At 57.8% G+C, this 18,521-nt stretch carries 16 protein-coding genes; 7 read left to right on the plus strand and 9 right to left on the minus strand.

Annotated features, from left to right (window positions below; genetic code table 11):
• Positions 1–69 precede the first annotated feature (69 nt).
• Complete coding sequence (bamA, locus tag RBB82_RS10775) at positions 70–3,033, plus strand: outer membrane protein assembly factor BamA (protein ID WP_433975130.1); 2,964 nt, start codon at positions 70–72, stop codon at positions 3,031–3,033.
• Between the two features lie 162 nt (positions 3,034–3,195).
• Here bamA and RBB82_RS10780 read toward each other — a convergent pair whose 3' ends face one another.
• Positions 3,196–4,563 (minus strand): RDD family protein, encoded by a 1,368-nt coding sequence (locus tag RBB82_RS10780; protein WP_433975131.1) that lies wholly within the window; start codon positions 4,561–4,563, stop codon positions 3,196–3,198.
• Positions 4,564–4,770: 207 nt separating this feature from the next.
• Here RBB82_RS10780 and RBB82_RS10785 point away from each other — a divergent pair, with 207 nt between their 5' ends.
• The 4 genes from RBB82_RS10785 (at position 4,771) to RBB82_RS10800 (ending at position 10,503) form a co-directional block, all read left to right on the plus strand.
• Positions 4,771–7,299 carry an LPS-assembly protein LptD gene (locus RBB82_RS10785; RefSeq protein WP_433975132.1) on the plus strand — a complete coding sequence of 843 codons (2,529 nt, stop codon included), beginning with the start codon at positions 4,771–4,773 and terminating at the stop codon, positions 7,297–7,299.
• Positions 7,300–7,371: 72 nt separating this feature from the next.
• Positions 7,372–8,346 (plus strand): DsbA family protein, encoded by a 975-nt coding sequence (locus RBB82_RS10790; RefSeq protein WP_433975133.1) that lies wholly within the window; start codon positions 7,372–7,374, stop codon positions 8,344–8,346.
• Positions 8,347–8,371: 25 nt separating this feature from the next.
• Entirely contained in the window at positions 8,372–9,478 is a 1,107-nt protein-coding gene (locus RBB82_RS10795; RefSeq protein ID WP_433975134.1) for a SurA N-terminal domain-containing protein, read from the plus strand.
• Positions 9,479–9,501: 23 nt separating this feature from the next.
• Positions 9,502–10,503 carry a Gfo/Idh/MocA family protein gene (locus RBB82_RS10800; protein ID WP_433975135.1) on the plus strand — a complete coding sequence of 334 codons (1,002 nt, stop codon included), beginning with the start codon at positions 9,502–9,504 and terminating at the stop codon, positions 10,501–10,503.
• On the opposite strand, the gene RBB82_RS10805 is transcribed toward RBB82_RS10800, so the two are convergent.
• Positions 10,496–11,749 (minus strand): DUF5715 family protein, encoded by a 1,254-nt coding sequence (locus tag RBB82_RS10805; protein WP_433975136.1) that lies wholly within the window; start codon positions 11,747–11,749, stop codon positions 10,496–10,498. The two genes, RBB82_RS10800 and RBB82_RS10805, sit on opposite strands and share 8 nt — an antisense overlap.
• Positions 11,750–11,859: 110 nt before the next feature.
• Between RBB82_RS10805 and RBB82_RS10810 the strand changes: the two genes are divergently transcribed.
• Positions 11,860–12,282 carry a c-type cytochrome domain-containing protein gene (locus RBB82_RS10810; RefSeq protein WP_433975137.1) on the plus strand — a complete coding sequence of 141 codons (423 nt, stop codon included), beginning with the start codon at positions 11,860–11,862 and terminating at the stop codon, positions 12,280–12,282.
• A 25-nt stretch (positions 12,283–12,307) separates the two neighbouring features.
• Here RBB82_RS10810 and RBB82_RS10815 read toward each other — a convergent pair whose 3' ends face one another.
• The 7 genes from RBB82_RS10815 to RBB82_RS10845 all read right to left on the minus strand — a co-directional run bounded on the left by RBB82_RS10815 (position 12,308) and on the right by RBB82_RS10845 (position 17,271).
• Positions 12,308–13,888, minus strand: coding sequence for a sulfatase-like hydrolase/transferase (locus tag RBB82_RS10815; protein ID WP_433975138.1), 1,581 nt, complete (start codon positions 13,886–13,888; stop codon positions 12,308–12,310).
• Between the two features lie 184 nt (positions 13,889–14,072).
• Entirely contained in the window at positions 14,073–14,303 is a 231-nt protein-coding gene (locus tag RBB82_RS10820; protein WP_433975139.1) for a hypothetical protein, read from the minus strand.
• Positions 14,304–14,526: 223 nt separating this feature from the next.
• Positions 14,527–14,958 carry a hypothetical protein gene (locus RBB82_RS10825; protein ID WP_433975140.1) on the minus strand — a complete coding sequence of 144 codons (432 nt, stop codon included), beginning with the start codon at positions 14,956–14,958 and terminating at the stop codon, positions 14,527–14,529.
• 2 nt (positions 14,959–14,960) lie between these two features.
• The gene (locus tag RBB82_RS10830) at positions 14,961–15,848 is read right to left on the minus strand and encodes a hypothetical protein (RefSeq protein ID WP_433975141.1); all 888 of its coding nucleotides are present in this window, start codon (positions 15,846–15,848) and stop codon (positions 14,961–14,963) included.
• 89 nt (positions 15,849–15,937) lie between these two features.
• Positions 15,938–16,402: a nuclear transport factor 2 family protein gene (locus RBB82_RS10835; RefSeq protein WP_433975142.1), complete on the minus strand. Its 465-nt coding sequence runs from the start codon at positions 16,400–16,402 to the stop codon at positions 15,938–15,940.
• A gap of 55 nt (positions 16,403–16,457) precedes the next feature.
• The gene (locus RBB82_RS10840; RefSeq protein ID WP_433975143.1) at positions 16,458–16,850 is read right to left on the minus strand and encodes a hypothetical protein; all 393 of its coding nucleotides are present in this window, start codon (positions 16,848–16,850) and stop codon (positions 16,458–16,460) included.
• A 37-nt stretch (positions 16,851–16,887) separates the two neighbouring features.
• On the minus strand, positions 16,888–17,271 hold the full coding sequence (locus RBB82_RS10845; RefSeq protein WP_433975144.1) for a glycine zipper 2TM domain-containing protein: 384 nt from the start codon (positions 17,269–17,271) through the stop codon (positions 16,888–16,890).
• A gap of 312 nt (positions 17,272–17,583) precedes the next feature.
• Here RBB82_RS10845 and RBB82_RS10850 point away from each other — a divergent pair, with 312 nt between their 5' ends.
• Positions 17,584–18,264 carry a hypothetical protein gene (locus tag RBB82_RS10850; protein WP_433975145.1) on the plus strand — a complete coding sequence of 227 codons (681 nt, stop codon included), beginning with the start codon at positions 17,584–17,586 and terminating at the stop codon, positions 18,262–18,264.
• The last annotated feature ends 257 nt before the right edge of the window (positions 18,265–18,521 follow it).

Consider the following 18,521-nt stretch of genomic DNA (forward strand, 5'->3'; position numbering starts at 1 on the left):
CTGGCCTCTCCCATATAATCAGAACTTCGCTGACTGTGCTGGCGAGCGTCATTTTAGAGCAGTGAGGGTGTGCGTATCTTTACCGTGAATCGAGAGAGCGGAAGCTCCCTGAAAAGCAAGACCAGGCCTGTGTGCACGCGCTCCCGACGCTCCCGCATCGCCTATGCTGCGTACATCTTTGCGTTTGCGGTGGTTACCGCAGCCATGTTGCCTGCCCAGGTGTCTCCAAGTGCTTCGCGGCCCGCGTCGTCTCAGGGAGTCGAGACGCTTTGCCAGCCCCAGGTGATCGGTAATCGGCGCATCCCCAAGGAGTCGGTGCTGGCCCGGCTATACAGCCGGCAGAACGATCTATACGACCCGCTGGTGGTCGAGCGCGATTTTAATTCTCTCTGGAACACGGGATACTTTGACGACGTTCGAATCGAGCGGGTGGACTCCCCTAAGTGCGTCCAGCTCATCATCTATGTGAAAGAAAAGCCGACGATCCGCGAGATCAACTACAAGGGCCTCGGCTCGGTCACGCAGTCCGACATCGTAGACCGCTTCAAGAAGGCGAAGGTTTCGCTTTCAGTGGAGAGCCAGTACGATCCGACCAAGATCAAACGGGCCGAGGTGGTTCTGAGAGATCTGCTGGCCGAGCACGGACATCAGTTCGCCACGATCAAGACCGAGGTCAAGACGATTCCGCCGGCGGCTGTCGCGCTCACCTTCAATATCAAGGAAGGCCCGACCGTCAAGGTGGGAAAGATAGCGTTTGATGGAAACAAAAGCCTGAACGATCGCACGCTGCGCGGGGCGATGAAGAATCTGCGCCCGATCGGAATACCGCACTCAATCATCCTCGAAAACCTGTTCGCGCGGACCTTCGACGCGAGCAAGCTGGATGAAGACACCGAGCGCGTCCGCCAGGCCTATCGCGACCGTGGTTACTTCAAGGCGCTCACCAGCGAGCCAACGACGCACGTGCGTGATGCGGGCGGTGTGAACTGGCTTACGCTGCATCCGTCCAAGGGCAAACGGATCGACATTTTGATGCCGGTGGAGGAGGGGGACCGCTACAAGCTGGGCGGCATCACCTTCAAAGGCAACACCCATGTTCCGAACGTCAAGGTACTCCGGGCACAGTTTGCGCAGAAGGACGGCGAGTACTTCAACGCCACTCTGTTCGGCAAGGGTCTCGACCAGTTGCGCAAGGCTTACGGCGAGCTGGGCTATATCAACTTTGTCGGAACCCCTGTTCCAAGGATCGATGAAGCGAAGAAGCAGATCTTTCTCGACATCGATATCGACGAGGGTAAGCCGTTCTATGTGTCGCGGATCGAGTTTACGGGCAACACGATTACGCGCGACAAGGTGATTCGGCGCGAGTTGCTGCTCGAAGAAGGCCAGGTCTACAACAGCCGGCTTTGGGAGCTCTCTATCCTGCGGCTGAATCAGTTGAACTACTTCGAGGTGTTGAAGGCGGACCAGGACTCGGAGAGCCGCCAGAACACCGACGACGGAACTGTTGACCTGTTGCTGAAACTGAAGGAAAAGGGTAAGAACTCGATCGGCCTGAATGGCGGTATCAGCGGACTTTCGGGAACCTTTGTCGGGTTGAACTACGAGACCAACAACTTCCTCGGATTGGGCGAGACTCTGTCAGTCGTAGCAAATATCGGAGACCTGTCGCGCAATCTCAGCTTCGGGTTTACCGAGCCGTATCTGCGGGATAAGCCGATCTCGCTGGGCGCGCAGATATTTGCCAGCAAGTACGACTTCAATCCTTCGAAGAGCCAGTCGCCAACCGGCGCTGCTCCAGGAAACTTGACGACCGCGCAGCAGTCGCTGCTGACGAACTACAACCAGTCGACGACCGGCTTGACGATATCGGCGAGCGAGCCGCTGCGTCATCTGTTCTCACGCTCCGGTGTGACGCGTATCGGTCTGTCGTACTCGCTGTCGCGTTCTTCCGTCACGACCTTCAATCAAAATACGACCAATGTCTTCCAGTCGCTCGCCTTCCGGTCAGGTGTCGCGGGACAGAATCAGTTGTCGGGTATCATCACCTCGGTGGTGACGCCGAGCTTCACCTTCTCGAGTCTCGATCGAGCAGTCGGTCCGCATCGCGGCAAGGACTTCAACATCTCCATGCAGGTTGCGGGCGTCGGCGGAAATGTGAAGTACATCTCGCCGATTGCCAGCTATCGTCAGTTCTACCCGATGAAGGGGTTGAAGGTCAGCGGCGACGGGCACAATGTGTTGGGCTATCGTATTCAGCTCGCGCATACGTCGGGTTTTGGTGGCGAGGTCGCCCCGCCGACACACCGTCTCTACGAGGGCGGCGAGTCCGACATTCGCGGGTTCGACCCTCGGTCGCTTTCGCCCTACACGTTTATTCCGAACAAGGTGCAGTTCATCCTGACCAACCCCGACGGGACGTCAGTGCCACGCGATCCCACCAACCCGCCGTTGGGACCGATCCAGATTCCGCTCCCAATCTACCGCATCGTATCGATCGGCGGAGATACAGCCCTGACGACCAACCTGGAATACCGAATTCCAATCGTGAACCAGGTGACATTTGCCTTCTTCACCGACTTCGGAATGGTCTTCGACGCTCTGCACGGTCAGCTACGTCAGAGTACGGCCGGACAGTCGCTGCTCAACGGTGCGCAGTACGGTTGCCCGACGATCGTCAATGGTGCCTGCTTCGGCGGCACTGCGGTCAAGTTCCCCGACCTGCTGGCGATCGTGCCCGGGACCAACTTTGTACCGCGTATGTCGAACGGCGCGGAGCTACAGGTGATCCTGCCGATCGTCAATGCTCCCTTCCGGATCTACTATGCGTACAACCCGCTGCGGCTCTATAAAGACATTCCGCAGAAACTCGCGGTGCCGAACACTGGACCGGGCAATACGTTCCAGAGCTACTTCCCAGACACAGGGGCAGGACAGTTCAGCTATCAGCAGGCGCTGCAGTTCTATGGGGCTGACTACATTCTGCGTGAGCCGAGAAAGACGTTCCGGTTGACGGTCAGCACTACCTTCTAACCTGATCGTTGCCTCCTGAGCTGTACTCGGAGGCAACTGAATCTCACATTGCTAATTGGAAAAGCCCAGCGAGAGCTGGGCTTTTCTTCTGCATTCAATTGAAGCGCTTACAGCATCCGGACGATGGCTCCTGGCTTGCAAGCTTTCCAATCGCGAGAAGCTCTAGTAGCTACGTTGATACATGCGCGAGATGCGATCGTGCCAACCGAGGCCGTCGTCATCGAGCCAGGCCCACAGAAAGCCGATGCCGAGCGGGCAGGCTGCGAGAATTACAGCGAAGATGCGGCGACGCATCGCCGAGCGGGTTGGATTGTCATCGGAAAAGGTGCAGAGGCCGATGCGAGCGTAGCGCATGCCGGGAGTCGCGTCTGAAAAGGTGAAGAAGAGAAGCTGATAGAGCAGGGTGAGCACAGCCAGCGTGCCTGCAGCGCCAATGGCTGCGGTCTGGAGCGTGATCTGTGGAACCATCGGGCTGGCGGGACCCGAGAGCTTGCCAACGGTGATGGCGAAGACGCCAATGAAGATCAGCAGGGTGGCCGTTACGACACAGCCATCGACGATGGTGGCCATCAGACGCAGGTTCAAAGGTGCGGTCTGTGGCGGAAGCTCCGCGAGGAACGGGGCCTCGGCGGTCTCCACCGGTGCCGCGACGGGGTGAGCAGCCAGCAGGATGGAGGACCACTCGGGAGCGGTTGACTCAACAACCGGCGCGGTCGAGATCTGGTCTGCTTCGACCTCGAAGATGCGGAGCTGAGCGGTCGCCGGTGCGTGGTCGGCGTCTTCACGGAGCGGACCTTCGGCCAGTCGAGGGCGAGCCTTGCGCGGAGCCACGAGCTGACGAGGGAACTCGATCAGATTAGCGGGAATCTCGACAGGAGCGCCGACGGACTCGAAGACAGGCGCCTGGCGGAATGCGATCTCATCGTCGAGGATGAGGTTCTCCTCTTCGTCGATGGCCTCTTGGGCTTGAGCCTGGCCGTAAACCCGCGCGGAGGTGACCGTGGGTTCGGTGAGGCTGCGGGCGCCGTCCTCGTAGAGTCTGACCGTGAGTGCTGGGCTTGACGTTGAGGTGGTTGCCGCGGTGGGAAAAGGTGGAGCCTCGGTGATCGGGAGGCTAGTCGCAGCAGGTGTGGGTGCTGGCGGCAGCGTTGGCGGCGTCAGCGTCCATTGATCGAGCTCAGCCAGCAGCTCGTACTGAGCGTCAGCGATGGCGCGGGCGCTCCGGGCTGCTACTTCAGCAGTGGCCTCTGCTTCGCGGATGGCCGTCTCGGCCTGCGCGGCGAGGAACGTGCGGTAGCTGGGTGAGTTGGCGTAACGTTCGGCGACTGCGGCAGCGATACGAGACGACCGGGCCTTCGCCGGTGACGGCGTCGCGATAGCAGTCACCAGGCTGCCGGACTGCTGGTTGCGGCGCGCGCGGTGAGCGGCGAGGCGCTGGGCAACTTGTTCCTTCAGGGCAAACGGAGCTTCGGCTTCCGTTTCGGCAGTAGCTACGTCCAGTGGGTGCAGGTCACGCTGTGCAGAGCTCATTGTGCTCAATTCCAAACTCGCTTCCGTAAAATCGTTTAGCCTCAAAGAGTGGTGCGTCTGACTAGTTCCAAATCATTCAAACCGAACGGACCGCGGGGAAAGACCCATTGGCAGCGCCGTCTGCCTCTGCTGGCTTTGGTGTCGGGCCGATGTGCGACGGATGGCCGTGGGAGCGGCTCCAGGAGCGTCCGCAGGACTGTTTACCTCTTGATAACTATCATGGTGCTGGCGGCAAGTCATCCACATCTGCGGGCGCAAGAGGTGACAAGTCAGGCAACCCCCCCGGCCGAGGCCGGCGAATCTTCTTCAAGCTTGCCGGATGGCCCCGAAGCGGTGCGATATCCGGTTGCGGCAGTGCTGCCATCGACCGACGATGCAACGACAGCATCGATCGAATCTGACACCCAGTCGAAGATAGGCAGCCGCTTCATCCTGGATGGTGATGTGGAGATTCACTACCGCGACCGGATCATCAAGGCCGACCACATCGAGTTCGACGAGGATACGAGCGACCTGACGGCGAACGGGCATCTGCACGTGACGGGAGGCTCGAATCATGAGGATCTCACGGCCAGCCATGGAACGATGAACCTCAACAAACAGACCGCAACCTTTTACGACGTAACGGGCTCCGTAGGATTAAAAAGCACCGGGCACGCGATGGTCTATGCGAGCAGCAATCCCTTTCTATTCACCGGTCGCATGGTAGTGAGGACCGGGCCGCAGACCTACGAGATCTACGATGGCAGCCTGACGACCTGCCAGCTTCCCCGCCCGGACTGGATGTTGTACTCGGGCAAGTTTGCCGTCGACAGCGAGAAGGCGAAGGCGCAGAACAGCACCTTTCGCCTGATGAATATACCGGTATTGTTTCTACCCTACGTGACCCACCCGGTGGACTCGGAGCAGCGCCAGAGCGGAATTCTGATCCCCGCGATCAGTTATTCATCCAGCAAAGGCTTCATCCTCGGAGAGCAGTACTACTGGGCGATCAATCGAAGCACCGATGTCACAGTCGGCGCACAGTACTACTCGCTGCGAGGATGGGAGCAGTCGGCGAGCTTCCGCTATCGCGGGCTGGGAAATAACTTTGCGAAGGCGAAATATAGCGGTCTACTCGACCGTGGCATCACGACAAACGGTGTCTACCTGAATCAGGGTGGAGAGGATGTAACCTTCTCGGGGAGGCATGACTTCACGCCGCAGACTCGTGTCGTGGCGGATGCAGAGTACCTCAGTTCGTATGCCTATCGCCAGGCGTTCGCCGAGAGCTTCAGTCTTGCGGTTTCGAGCGATATCCTCTCGATCGTGTACGGAGTGCATGAGGCGGACGGCTTTGACGCATCCGCAAGGGTGGACCGATATCAGGGTTTGAAGATGGCCTTCCAGGCTGCGACACCGACGGTGCCCGCGATACCAGAGGAGCAGGTAAGAATCTTTCATGCGCCGTCGCTGGACTTCAGCAGCACCGAACATGAGATTAGCAGGAGCGGTGTGCAATGGAGGCTGGACAGCTCGTATGCCGGGCTATCACGTGTCGAGCCGGGTTTTTCCAGTGGCGGCCTGACGCAGCGCGTGAATCTACATCCCGAGATCTCCTATCCGCTGAGCTTCGACGGGTGGCGAGTGCGTGCTTCTATTGGCGCGCGCGAGACGTTCTACAGCAGAAGCCGCCAAACCCCGTATCGCGTAGACCTCATCCCGGTCGAGCTTCCGACTCCGCTCAATCGCGCGGATGTAGAGGCTGAGGTGGATATGAGGGCACCGGTGGTGGAGCGGACGTTCGACTCTCCCGCGGTGGAAAAGTTCTTCAACAACAATGATGTGAAGCACACCATCGAGCCGGAAGTGACATACCGGTATGTGAGCGGCATCAATAACTTTTTGAACGTGCTGCGCTTCGACGATATCGACATCATGAGCGATACGAACGAGCTTCAATACGGAGTCACGCAACGCCTGTTTCTACGGCCGGTGAAGAAGCGGCCCTGTCAGGAGAAGCCACCCAGCCCCGGCCAGGAGCAGAACTGGGACGAAGACATTGGCAGAGTGCAGACCCGAGAGCAGATCGACTTGAAGAGCAGAAAGCCGGTCTGCGGAAGCCGGGAGATGATCACCTGGCAACTCACGCAGAAGTACTTTTTCAACGAGAACTTCGGCGGAGCCGTAATCAATGGGCGCCGCAATATCTTCGACACGACGCTAAACCTCTCAGGAATCGCGTTTTTGACCGAGCCGCGAGCGATCTCGCCATTGATCTCACGGCTCAGGGTCAGGACCTCGGCGCACATGGATGTGGAGTGGGACTTCGACTACGACACAGGCGCGAAGAAGTTCACGTCGAACAATGTGCTGGTTGATGTGCACGAAGGTAATGTCTTCGGCGGTCTGAGCTACGCGCGGCTTAATGCGCCAGGACGGTTCTACACCGAGGGCGTTCTCTCGTCAGTATCGAACTTCGATCAGCTGCGGCTGCTGATGGGGTATGGTTCGCCGACCAAGCCGGGCCTCGGCATCGCAGGCAACGTAGGGCTGGACTTGAACGCAACCAACACCGGCCTGTTGGAATATGGAGCGGTGCAGGCCTCCTATAACTGGGACTGCTGCGGATTTAGCGTCGAAGTGCGCAAGTACGAGCTGGGGGCGGTGCGCAACGAGACGGCGGAGCGGTTCAACTTTACGTTGTTGAACATAGGCACGGCAGGTAACCTGCGGCGGGCGGCGAGTCTGTTTTGAGCAGCCGGCGGATTGGCCCGAAGCGCCTCCGCGGCCTTGCAAATGGCCTCTGCGTGAGATAATCGAGGTATTGTGTCTACTGTCGTGAAGCCGTTCCGTACCCTAATCTTTGCCCTCACACTGGCCGCACTTGGCTGCCACGCCCAGACTCCGGCGGCAACCTCGGGAAAGCTGTCTCCCGAGATGACGCGACGGGTTGAAGTACTGATTCGGTCGAAGTCCAGCGTTCCGCCAAACTACGACATCCTGATCGGTCCTCGCACGAAGAGCGACGTGCCGGGCTTTGACACGATCAGCGTAACCTTTTCAGCGGACGGAAAGACGAGCAATACGGATTTCCTGCTCTCAACCGACGGCAACACACTTGCGCAGTTCCGCAAATTCGACATCAGCAAAGATCCCAAGCTGCTCGTTAGCGGAGAGGGGCGGCCTGCGCGTGGCGGCCCGGCCACGGCGCCGGTCTTGATCGTCGGCTTCGATGACCTCGAGTGCCCATACTGCGCAAAGATGCATGAGCAGCTCTTTCCCGCGTTGACCGAGCGTTACAAAGATCAGATTCATATCGTCTATCGCGACTTCCCGCTCGACCTGCATCCGTGGGCAATGCGTGCGGCAATCGACACGAACTGTGTCGGCGCACAGAGTTCGACGGGCTACTGGAACCTCGTGGATCACATTCACGCCCATGCCGGCGAACTGGGCGGTGACGATAAAAGTCTCGCCAAGGCGAACGATACGCTCGATACGCTGGCGCGCGACGAAGGCAAGCGGCAGAATCTCAACGCCGAAACCCTGAACGCCTGCATTGTCAAACAGGACAATACGGCGATCAAGGCCTCAATAAAGCTCGGGGAGGGCCTGGGCGTCGATTCGACACCCATACTCTTTATTAACGGTGAAAAGCTCGAAGGCGCACTGCCGTTGGAGTACGTCTATCGTATTATCGATAACGCGCTGATCGCCTCCGGCCAGACGCCGCCACCACCGCCGCCGGCACCCACTCAGTCCGCACCTCAAACTACGCCGGCGAATAAGCTTGGCAATTAGCAGAGAAATGCAGGAGATCCAGGATTTGCCGACATCGATGATCGATACCAGTCGCTCTTTTACACTACGTAACCCCCGCCAAACCTCCGTTGCTTTCGCGCTGATTCTGGCTGCAGCGCTGCTGCCGGTTGCCGGCTGCGAGCGTGGACATAGCGCCGATGTGATGGCCACGGTGAACGGTCACGCGATCATGAAGCCCGAACTGGACAAGCGCTACCAGGCGCAGCTCGGCGATGCCGCTCAGCAGCAACAGGGACAGCCGTCGCAGGAGCAGGCAGACTCGCTGCGATTGAACTTGTTGCGTGAGTTGATCGACGAGGAGATCGTGCAGCAGCGCGCCGCGAAGATGAATCTGACCGCGACCAATGAAGAGGTCGATGCAAAGCTAGCCGAGATGAAGGCACCCTACACCGAAGAACAGTTTGAGCAGCGCCTGAAGGCCAGTAACCACACGCTCGACGACGTGAAGCACGATCTGCGACGGTCACTGACGATCAACAAGCTGCTGAACAAGGAGATCAACTCCAAGGTCACAGTCACCGACGCCGACGTTACGAACTACTACAACCAGCATAAGTTTGAGTTCAACCTGAACGAGACGCAGTACCACCTCGCTCAGATTCAGGTCACCGACGCGCCAAATGCGCAGCCGGGTAATCTGCAAAACAGCAAAGCGACCAACGACGTCGATGCAAAGAAGAAAGTCCAGGCCCTGAAGAACAGGTTGGACAGCGGTGAGGACTTCGGCGCGATTGCGATGAACTTCTCCGAGCAGCCCGCGACCGCTCCTAACGGCGGCGACATGGGCTTCGTCGGCGAGTCGCAGATGCATGCAGATCCTGCGGTCTTCAACGCAGTGACCAAGCTCAAGGCCGGACAGATCACCGAGATTCTCCCTTTGCTGGACCAGCAGACGAAGAAACCCGCAGGATACGCGATCTACAAACTGTTGTCGCGCGAGCCTGCAGGACAGCGTGATGTGAACGATCCGCGCGTGCAACAGGCGATCCGCCAGCAGCTGCGTGATGGACGTTCGCAGCTACTCAAAAACGCGTATCTTGAGATGCTTCACGATCAGGCCAAGGTGGAGAACTTCTTCGCCGAGCAGATCTTCAAAAACGAAGCCCACTAAAACACGACTCTACGGAGAAGTTCATGGCGATGGCACCGGTGCGTTTTGCAGTCCTCGGATTTGGATTTCACGCGGTTCGGCGATTGATGCCCGCCTTCTCTGAGTGTGAGGATGCGACGCTGACTGGTATGTGGCGACGCGATCAGGCCGCGGCCGCACAGAACTGTGCGGAGTTCAAAATCCCTCACTGTTTCTCTACGCGCGAAGAGCTGTGCGCTTCCCCCGATGTCGATGTTGTCTTTATTACATCTCCGGATGCGATGCACCGCGACGACACTCTACTGGCGCTGAAGCATGGCAAGGCTGTCTTGTGCGAGAAGCCGCTCGCGATGAACGCCGCCGAGGCCGAAGAGATGAACGCTGCTGCAAAGGCCGCCGGTGTCGTCTTCGGAGTAGCGCAGAACTTTCGCTTCAACCGAAGCCTGGAGTGGATGCGGGACCAGATCGCGGCAGGCCAGATCGGCAAACCGCAGCTCGCGCACGCGGAGTACACCTACCCGGCATCGAAGGCCCCCCGCAAATGGATCATCGATCCCACACTGGCATGTGGCGGCCCGATCGGCGACGTCGGCGTGCATTGCATCGATGCACTGCGCTTCGTACTCGGTGAAGATGTGGTGAGCGTCAGCACAATCGCCCGAAAAGACGAGCTGTCTGGCCCGGTCGAATCGGCAGCCTCGCTGCAACTGGAGATGACGGGGGGAGTATACGCAAGCGTGGACGCAAACGCCCGCGGCCTTTACCGTTCGCTCGTCGAAGTAACGGGAAGCGAGGGCGTACTAGTCTCTGAGAACGCCCTGAGCGTCGACCGGCCCGTCGACGTAGTCCTACGCAAAGCGGGTGAGTTGGTGGAGACTAGGACCTTCAACAACGGGGATGGCTACACCCGAATGCTCGACAGTTTTGCCCAGGTGTACCGGGAGCATGGACAATTCGTGGCGTCGGGTGAAGACGGTATCCACAATATGCGTGCAGTCGATTCAGCGTACGCCAGTTGGCGAAGCGGCATTCGCGAATCTATTTGATCGAGCCGCAGGACCCTAGCGCAACGCAGCAGCCAAAAGCAGAAGTTCCGCCATGGCGGGACATCGCCAGCTCACGCTCAGGGGTGGGTGGCTGATATTTTTTGTAGACGCTGATGTGAAAACAGGACTGCTGGAACTCCTCTTCGACATCGATCTTTCCCTCCTGCACAAGAGGCAGAAGATAGCCGCGCAACCACGCAATCTCCGCGAGCGAAAGACCATGTTTGGCGATGTCAATAGCCTGACCCGTAAGGTGAGGCGAAGCAGTGTCCCCTTCGGCTGGCGCGGCGTTGCCGTTGATGTGCATCAGGTGCTGCTGAAATTCGACGGTGCGTACGGCAGAATTAACCTGTAACGGCGTGTGAAAGTGAGCGTAGTGGGCGCGGGCCAGCGTTGCGAGAAACTGCGCGGTCCAGGGTCGGCAGTAGCGGCGATTCTCAGGCAAACGGTCGTCCACCTGAAGACCCTCATTCTCAGCGATTCCGACCAGCATCTTTTTGCCGCGCATGTCGAGCAGATCGTCGTCATTCTGAACTCGAGCCAGGCCGTCGCGATCGGCAACCTCATTCTGGTGGACGAGGATCTCGTGCGAACCCTTGAGAGGCGGAGGCACGATGAGATGGCCGCGCTTGTTGTAGAGATTTGGCAGAATGACCGGCGTCGAAGCCACCTCCTCCACACTCGCCAGCTGAGGCCTCTCAACGGCCGGGCGGATGACGCTCACAACCGGAACCGGCTTAGCTACGGATCTCTGCTTCGCAGCGGCCACAGGCTTATGTGCTGGCGTGCGCGCGACTGGCCCGGCTTCGTTCAGCTCCTCGGGGCGAGAGGTTCCATGAATCGCAACAGCCGGCTGAGTTTCGATCTGGGTCGAGGTCTGGGCTGACGCAGCTTTGAGGAAGTCCTCCGACGTCGCTTTTTGCGAAGCGGTTTCTGTAGGCGTGCGCTCTGGCCGGGTGGTGGTGGGAGCAGGAGAACTTACAGCCTGACGAAGATGACGGCCCTTTGGTGCCAGGTGAGCGTGAACGCGCGCCGTTTTAGTGGGCGCGTTCTTGGCGGAACGATGCTTAGCGGTCCTGGTAGCGCGGGCTGGCTCGGCCGCCTTCCCATGAGCGGAATGCTTCGTGGAGGGAGCAGTGGCTGAGTGGGCCAGATGATGCGTTGGCGTGGCGAGGCCGCTCGCAGGAAAAAGATACAACACTGCAATCGCCAGAAGGGCCGGTATGGGGGCGTTCAAACGCATCATGATTTCGGAGGCGCGGAACGCCAGAGCACTTCCTACATTAAAGATTGATGAGCGATCGTGTAAGTGACGAAGTGGGTTCCGTATACTTGTCGATTAACAGGGGAGGGTGAATGAAGAGCACCGCATTGTGTTTTGGGTTGGCAATAGTCGCGATCGTCGGATGGGGCTTGCGGGCGGGAACGGTTCAGGCGGCGGGGCAGAACGAAGCGGCGAAGCCGGAGTTTTACACGACGAAGGTCCAGCCAATCTTGCAAGCGAACTGCTACAGATGCCATGGCGGAATGAATCATCGGGGCGGGTTGAGTATTCAAACACGCGCAGGAATGTTGAAAGGCGGACACGAAGGCCCGGTACTTGTACCCGGCGATCCGGCAAAGAGTCTGCTCGTGCGATTGATTCGCCACGAAGGCCCGGCAAGTGATCCGATGCCAATGCCACCGAAGCTCCCGAAGATCTCAGACGCGGACATCGCAACGGTGGAGCAATGGGTACGTGCCGGAGCGATCATGCCGGAGGACGTAGCCAAGCCGTAAGCGTCTCAAAAAGAAACCGACGCGGTTACTTTTTAGAGCTCACCCAGGCTTCAAGATCGTCCGACGTGCGAAGTTGACCCTGTAACAGAGCATTGAGCAGTGCGCGAGTGCGAATCGCAGAGAATGTCTCGTCGATTCGCGCCGATGTCTGCTGATTGGGCAGCTTAACGATGTATGCCGGGCGATCATCAAACTCGCCTCCCTTACTCGCAGCCTGGTCTTCATCAGTCCAGGTCATGGAGTCAACCCAGATGAAGCTCGTACGCCACGAGTGGTCGCCCGTGACGACTACCGTCGCAGGGTCCCATTCGTTGCGCTCTTCGAGAAGCTGACGGACATGCGCAAGATAGACATCAGTCAGCGAAAGACTGTCGATGTACGAGGTGTGTTTGGTCGCGAAGGTCTTCGTGGCGCGGTCATAGAAACCGTAGGGGTGGGGGATGGGCATGTGGAGAAAGAGGAAATCGATCGACGGATCGGCAAGATAAGCATCTCCTGCCGCGTAGAGCCGTCGATAGTCCGTGGAGTGCTGACGAATGTCGCGCGACTCGTCGGAGGGTGCGCCGCGTCCATGCCCGAAGAGGTGCTTAATGTCGAGCCAAAGGTAGCGAAACGGGCGAATAAGATTCACGGCAACGGAGCGATTGGGCGACAGATTAGCTGGTGTCGATTCACGATAGGTCCAGAAGCAGCGGTCAAGAACCTCGGGCATGATGCGGCAGTAGGGGTTGTACCAGCCAGCGAGGCCAGTGGTGTAACCAGCGTCGATGGCATCCTGAAACACGGTTTGGTGCTGCTGGAACGCTGTCCATTTGCTACCAGAAGAGTTCTTCAAGCCGAGCAGCATGCCACGCGCAGAGACGTCGATGGCGTTTGCAGGGATGCCGGTGAAGAGGCTCGGCAGAATGGTGCGGGTATATTCGCCCGTCGGCACGGCGCGGGTAAAGACAGTGGACTGTGCGGCGAGCCGATCAAACGCCGGCAGCTCAAGCCCGGCGAAGCGCCGCTCGTACAGTTGCTGGTGGGATAACTCATCAAATACGATCCAGATGATCCGCGGGTGGTGTGAAGCGGGAGCGACTTGTGCTTGATGCAGTGTGGGCGCAGGATTCAGGTTGCGCGCCTGCCAGCCGTTCCAGATCAACTGCGCGAAGATCAGCACGCCGGTAAACGCAAAGAAGCCGAGGATGGTCGCCGCAGCCGGTTGGATCGCCTCAAATCGCAGCAGAAATCTCTTCCAGAAAATCGAAATCACAATCAGCGCAACAACACAGAGCGGAGCGACCGTGAAGGTGATCCAGTCGGGAACCTCGTCGCCCGAAAAATTGGTGATCGTGTGCAGCAGGATAGAAGGGATTGCCAGAAGGAGTGCCGACCAGATAATCACGCGTAGAGGGCCGGTCCTCTCTGCAAGAAAGAGCAGTCCCGTAATGAGCGCCGAGAGCAGAACGACGTAGACGACAACCGGAATAATGACCGTCGAGGCCGAACCGATGAGGTGATAGATCACATCGTGCCCACTTGAGATCAGAGGGCCAGTGAGGTCAAGCAGATAAAGATTCGCAAGACCGAACGCGATCGTGACTGGGTGTGTGAGCGGTCTCAAAGCCTGTCATCCTTCGAAAAAATAAAACAGGTTGTGAGCATGCGTACAAGCCGTTTCGAATCATTCTTTCTAATGCTTCACACGAATCAGGCGGCCCAACGTGTATTGCGAAGGTGAGATATCGCCCTTTTGTCTGAGATCGCCCAGAACGCTCTCAGATAAAACCATCCGCGCCTGGGTTAATCTAAGCCCGGGGGTGAGTTGCAGCGTGGCTCTTGGCCTGCGTTCTAACGAACAAACCTTTGATGCGTCGTCGAAAGTAAAAGAGAGCAGCGGAGACAGTCGCGCTGATCCCTTGGAAGATAAGAAGCCCGGAGCCGGGATCGACATAAGCGTGGGCTTGCCGTTCAAATGCGAAGCTGAGCGCGACAAGCAGCATCAGCGTAGTAGCGAAGTACTTCAAGGTAAGAGTCATTCGTGTTCCCCCGGGGAGGTGCTCCTGGTGAGCGCAAAGCTCACTTGGAATGAAGACGCGAACGGTCTACAAAAGTTTCGGCTACGTTGTTTTTCGAGAATCACGCCCCACTTTAATGCAGACTAAGAATGCGGAACGGCGCAAACGGTTGCCCTTCCTAATCCGCTTGAAGTCCGTTTGAAGTCATCGAGCGGCACAAAGTCCACCACACCGAACGCCTACCCTAGACCGACAAACCTGCGGTCGTCACGACCGATTTGGCCGCAGTCGCAATCTGTCCCAGATCCTTCGTCGAAATCGCCATCGCCAGAACGATTACCGACGAAGCGATCTGTACCGCCTTATCGACATCCTTCAGCTTATCGAGCGCATCATCCGCTGCTTTTGTCGCGAGCGTAATTTCGCTCACGGCCTCATCGGCGTTGGCCAGGGTCAGATTCGCGGCCTTCAGAGCGAAGTTCGTTGCTGTGTTCATCAGCGAAAACACGTTGCCTTGCAACTGAACGATGGAAGGATCAGTCAGCTTGCTCCCCGCGCTAATGGCGTTCAGGCGAACCTGCCCAACTTCAAATGCAATGTCGTGAAAAGACTGCGCCAGAGTCTGCATCTGGTCATCTGTGAGCGTGCTGGTCATTGAAGTGTCGGATGATTTCATAGCTAGTGCGACCTCGATTGAATATCTGAGAGTGCAGTCTTGAGCGACTCGACGATGGGAGCAACCTGTCTCGCAACCTCCACCATACTCGCCTTCTTCTCGGCTTCCAGCTTCAGCTTGGCGTGCAAAGCAGCCAGATCATCCATCACCTTGCCATAGGAGGCGGCATCGTCTTTGCGAACCTGCAGCGCCGCCTTGTCATTGGCGTATTGCCGCTGTACGAGGATGAGCGCAAGCCGTTCGTTCGGCTGGGCGCCGGCCATCGGCCCCTGGTAAAACGTGTCAAGGCTCAGCTCTTCATTCGAGAGAAGCAGTCCATAATCAGCCGTAATAACCTTCTTGAGCGATTGGGTCAGCGACTGCACAGCAGCATCGTTCGCGTCGATCAGTCGGCCGAGCTGCTTCTCCCGGTACCCGGCAGTGGCCGCATCCGCGAGCGATTTGAGCAGGCTTTGCGCGTCGTTGCCCGCAGTAATAGCGCTGGCAGAGAAAGCAGAGTTCGTTCCACTCGCTGCTACATTCTGATCGATGACTGCGCCATAACCCAGGGGTTGGTTCGAAGAGAGCTTGCCAAGAGCATCGAAGTAATCGATGAGAGCTTCCTGGTCCTTCGCAAGATGATCGCCAAGCTCTTGGTACGGCTTGCAGTCCTGTGCCTGTGCCGTCTTAGGCCGCTCTGCCGCAGGCGTGTTCTCGAAGAGAACATTCTGACGTGCACACGTCCCGGAGACATCATCGGAGACCCGAGGCAGGGCAACTCGCGCTTCGTCAGCAAGCTTCGAAAGACCAGCCGCATCGTCCAGATTCACACAACCACTCATGGCCGCGCAAAGAGCAGCGGTAGTGACGATCTGCACGAAGAACTTGCGACGAACCCGAATCATGAACATGAGCGCCTCATCTTCACCAACCAATGAATGTAGTCGAAATTGTGAAACTCCACCAGCCCGACTATGCAAGAGAGTGTACAGCAGCCGAACTACTTCGTTGCATCCGCGCTTGCAGGAACCTCCGCATGAGCCTGTGCCAGCCATCTCTTGCCATTGGCATGACGAACCCAGACGGTAACAGCGTTGTTATCGTTGCTCTTGGCTTGTGGCGCGTCCACAGTGCCACAGTTGAAGTTGTTGACAACGTGATAAGCAGTCATCGCAGAGTCCGGCGTGAGGATGCGAACCTGCAGATCGCGGAGCTCATACGATTCCAGCTTGCAGTGTTTGAGCGTAATAAGCAGGTTGTCGAGCGCCTGAATATGATCGTTCACCTGGATAAAGTCCGGCGTAAAGAGCCCGCGTACCGTTGCGAAGTCACCTTCAGCCATCGTTGTCCAAAGGTTCTGTTCCAGTTTGACGATCTCGATCGGCGCGGGCATTACGGATGAAGATGTCTGCGCATTAGAGGATGCCGCAAACAAAACGAAGAGTGGAACGAGGAGGAGACGCATGAAAGATATGTTAGCGCTGTCTCCTTCCTCTTGAGCAGTTAGTTCGCTTGAGCAGTTAGTTTGTTGGAGCCTTCGTCCCCACCTTGCGAATCGCCGCATCGACGATCGCGTACAGCAGCTGTCCGTGGTCCGTGTGGGCCTTCGCCTTGATGTACTCCCCGGTGCTCCTGCCTGCTTCAGCGGTATCCGGAAGCGTCAGCCCGCGCTGCTGAGCTGAGATCTCGGAGAGCTGCTGAATGATGTCGAAGAACGTTGCCTCGTTCTTTCCTGCAAGCTGCCAGCAATCCGAGACAGTGCAAGTCAGAATCTGTTGCACCGTCCAATTGTGTGGAGCGGCCGAGTCCGCCGACGGAGTTACTGTCACCGGGGAGGCCGGCTGCTGGGCAACCGCCGTCAACGTGGCGGCAGCTAAGGCGAAGCAGATGGCAAAGCGATTGATCATGCGCATGAGGATCGTTCCTTTTCGTACAAAATTTTAAAGTGGTCTAGTGCCGGTAGTAGTTGTTGTTATTCCGGTTGTTCTGAGCGGCCTGTCCGACGACGGCTCCAATACCGGCACCCGCTGCACCACCAATGATCGTGCCCTTCAGGCCGCCGCCAAAGACTGCGCCCACTACAGCGCCGCCAGCCGCGCCAATCAGCGCTCCTTTACCCGGCCCGATCCCACCCTGATTCTGATCGCGATAGTGATCGTCGTGATAGTGATCGTCATGGTAGTGCCGGTCGTGACTGCTGTAGTAATCGCCGCCGTGGCCGCCGCTGCGCACGCCGTTATAGTAGGCGCTGTTGTTGTGGTGCTGAGCATATGCAGGAGAGAGGCTGACTGCGAACAGGAGAGGAACAAGGACCGCGTTTCGTAGCTTGGTCATCTCCGCTTAGATGCGAATTTTTCGAGATAATTCGCAGCGCAGCGGAAATAAATGCCCAGCGGGAATAAATTCGTCTGCTGCTCTCAATCGCAGCCGAACTACAATCACTATGTAAAACAGCCCTTGGTTGCCTATAGGCAAGCCCCTCATTCCAAAAGGCTAAATCCGATTGGCTATCCCGATTCACGGTAAGCTTCAAGGTCCAGTTTTAAATAAATCCACCAGCCCCACAACGTTAACTAAGTCCTATCGCTTTGCTCGATCGTCTCTAGTTAGCGTACTTTTTCATTTACGGGAATTGGAGGGGAATCAGTGAAGGATTGGTTTTGTTTTGCAGCGAGCTTGGCGATTCTGGCAGGACAGGTCGCTTTGGCCCAAACGGCTACTCCGCCGGCTACGCCACCAGCGACACCCGTACCGCACAAGGCTAAGCCTCCAGCCAAACCGTCATCAACCACAGCCGTCTGGGCACCCGATGTCCAGCAGGCGCTCAACGTATCCGCGACAGACTTCGCAGCCCTCGGTTTGAACAAGCTGACTAAAGCGCAGCTCCAGGCCCTTGAGGTCGCAGCGCGCAACGATCCCAACAAGCACCTCCTCACGTGTCCCGCGAGCGGCACACTTCCAGTCGGACGCATTCACGTCTTCCTCACGGTAGCGGGCGATGACTCGACCGGCGCAATTGCCGGTCAGATCAAGCAAGCCATCGGCTCGCTCAGCGAAGTCGATCTTGTCGAGAAACCCGCGCAGGCCGACCGAACCCTGCACGTCGTCATCCAGGAGCAAACCACCGCCAAACGCACCATCGGGTTCACCGCGTCTTACCTCACCGGCACTCCCTGCATCGAGACCGTCGCCGGCAAAGCCAAAGACATCGAGATGAAAGGAACACTGGGAACGTACACCGATGCCAAAGGCGCAGGCCTCGCAACGGATCTGGCAGGAATGTTCGATCAAGACCTTCAACCACTACGCCAGACAGCAACCCACTAGCGACTCAGCACTGCAAGCCCAGGAAGTCACCGCCCTTCACTTGAAGTGGAAGTGATGAGGGCGACTCAACACGCACTCAAACCCAGAATCATCTGCGACTTTAGTGGTGCATCGTGAGTTTCCCACTTGTTTTATGACGCGCGCACAGGTAGCTTTCGTGAAGACTTCAAAGATGCTGAGTACAGGTCATACGAAAAAAAATGCATTATCCCTTTGCTTCACTTTTCTTGGTTCTCTCTGGATTTGGGCAATCTCGC

The organism is Tunturiibacter lichenicola (genome assembly GCF_051013355.1).
GTDB classification, from domain to species: Bacteria; Acidobacteriota; Terriglobia; order Terriglobales; family Acidobacteriaceae; genus Edaphobacter; species Edaphobacter lichenicola_F.

Coding starts and splice junctions, on each gene's coding strand:
- RBB82_RS10805 (WP_433975136.1), bottom strand. CDS start 11,749: ATGATGCGTTTGAACGCCCCCATACCGGCCCTTCTGGCGATTGCAGTG.
- RBB82_RS10840 (WP_433975143.1), bottom strand. CDS start 16,850: ATGCGCATGATCAATCGCTTTGCCATCTGCTTCGCCTTAGCTGCCGCC.
- RBB82_RS10835 (WP_433975142.1), bottom strand. CDS start 16,402: ATGCGTCTCCTCCTCGTTCCACTCTTCGTTTTGTTTGCGGCATCCTCT.
- RBB82_RS10810 (WP_433975137.1), top strand. CDS start 11,860: ATGAAGAGCACCGCATTGTGTTTTGGGTTGGCAATAGTCGCGATCGTC.
- RBB82_RS10800 (WP_433975135.1), top strand. CDS start 9,502: ATGGCGATGGCACCGGTGCGTTTTGCAGTCCTCGGATTTGGATTTCAC.
- RBB82_RS10825 (WP_433975140.1), bottom strand. CDS start 14,958: ATGAAATCATCCGACACTTCAATGACCAGCACGCTCACAGATGACCAG.
- RBB82_RS10780 (WP_433975131.1), bottom strand. CDS start 4,563: ATGAGCTCTGCACAGCGTGACCTGCACCCACTGGACGTAGCTACTGCC.
- RBB82_RS10830 (WP_433975141.1), bottom strand. CDS start 15,848: ATGTTCATGATTCGGGTTCGTCGCAAGTTCTTCGTGCAGATCGTCACT.
- RBB82_RS10845 (WP_433975144.1), bottom strand. CDS start 17,271: ATGACCAAGCTACGAAACGCGGTCCTTGTTCCTCTCCTGTTCGCAGTC.
- RBB82_RS10820 (WP_433975139.1), bottom strand. CDS start 14,303: ATGACTCTTACCTTGAAGTACTTCGCTACTACGCTGATGCTGCTTGTC.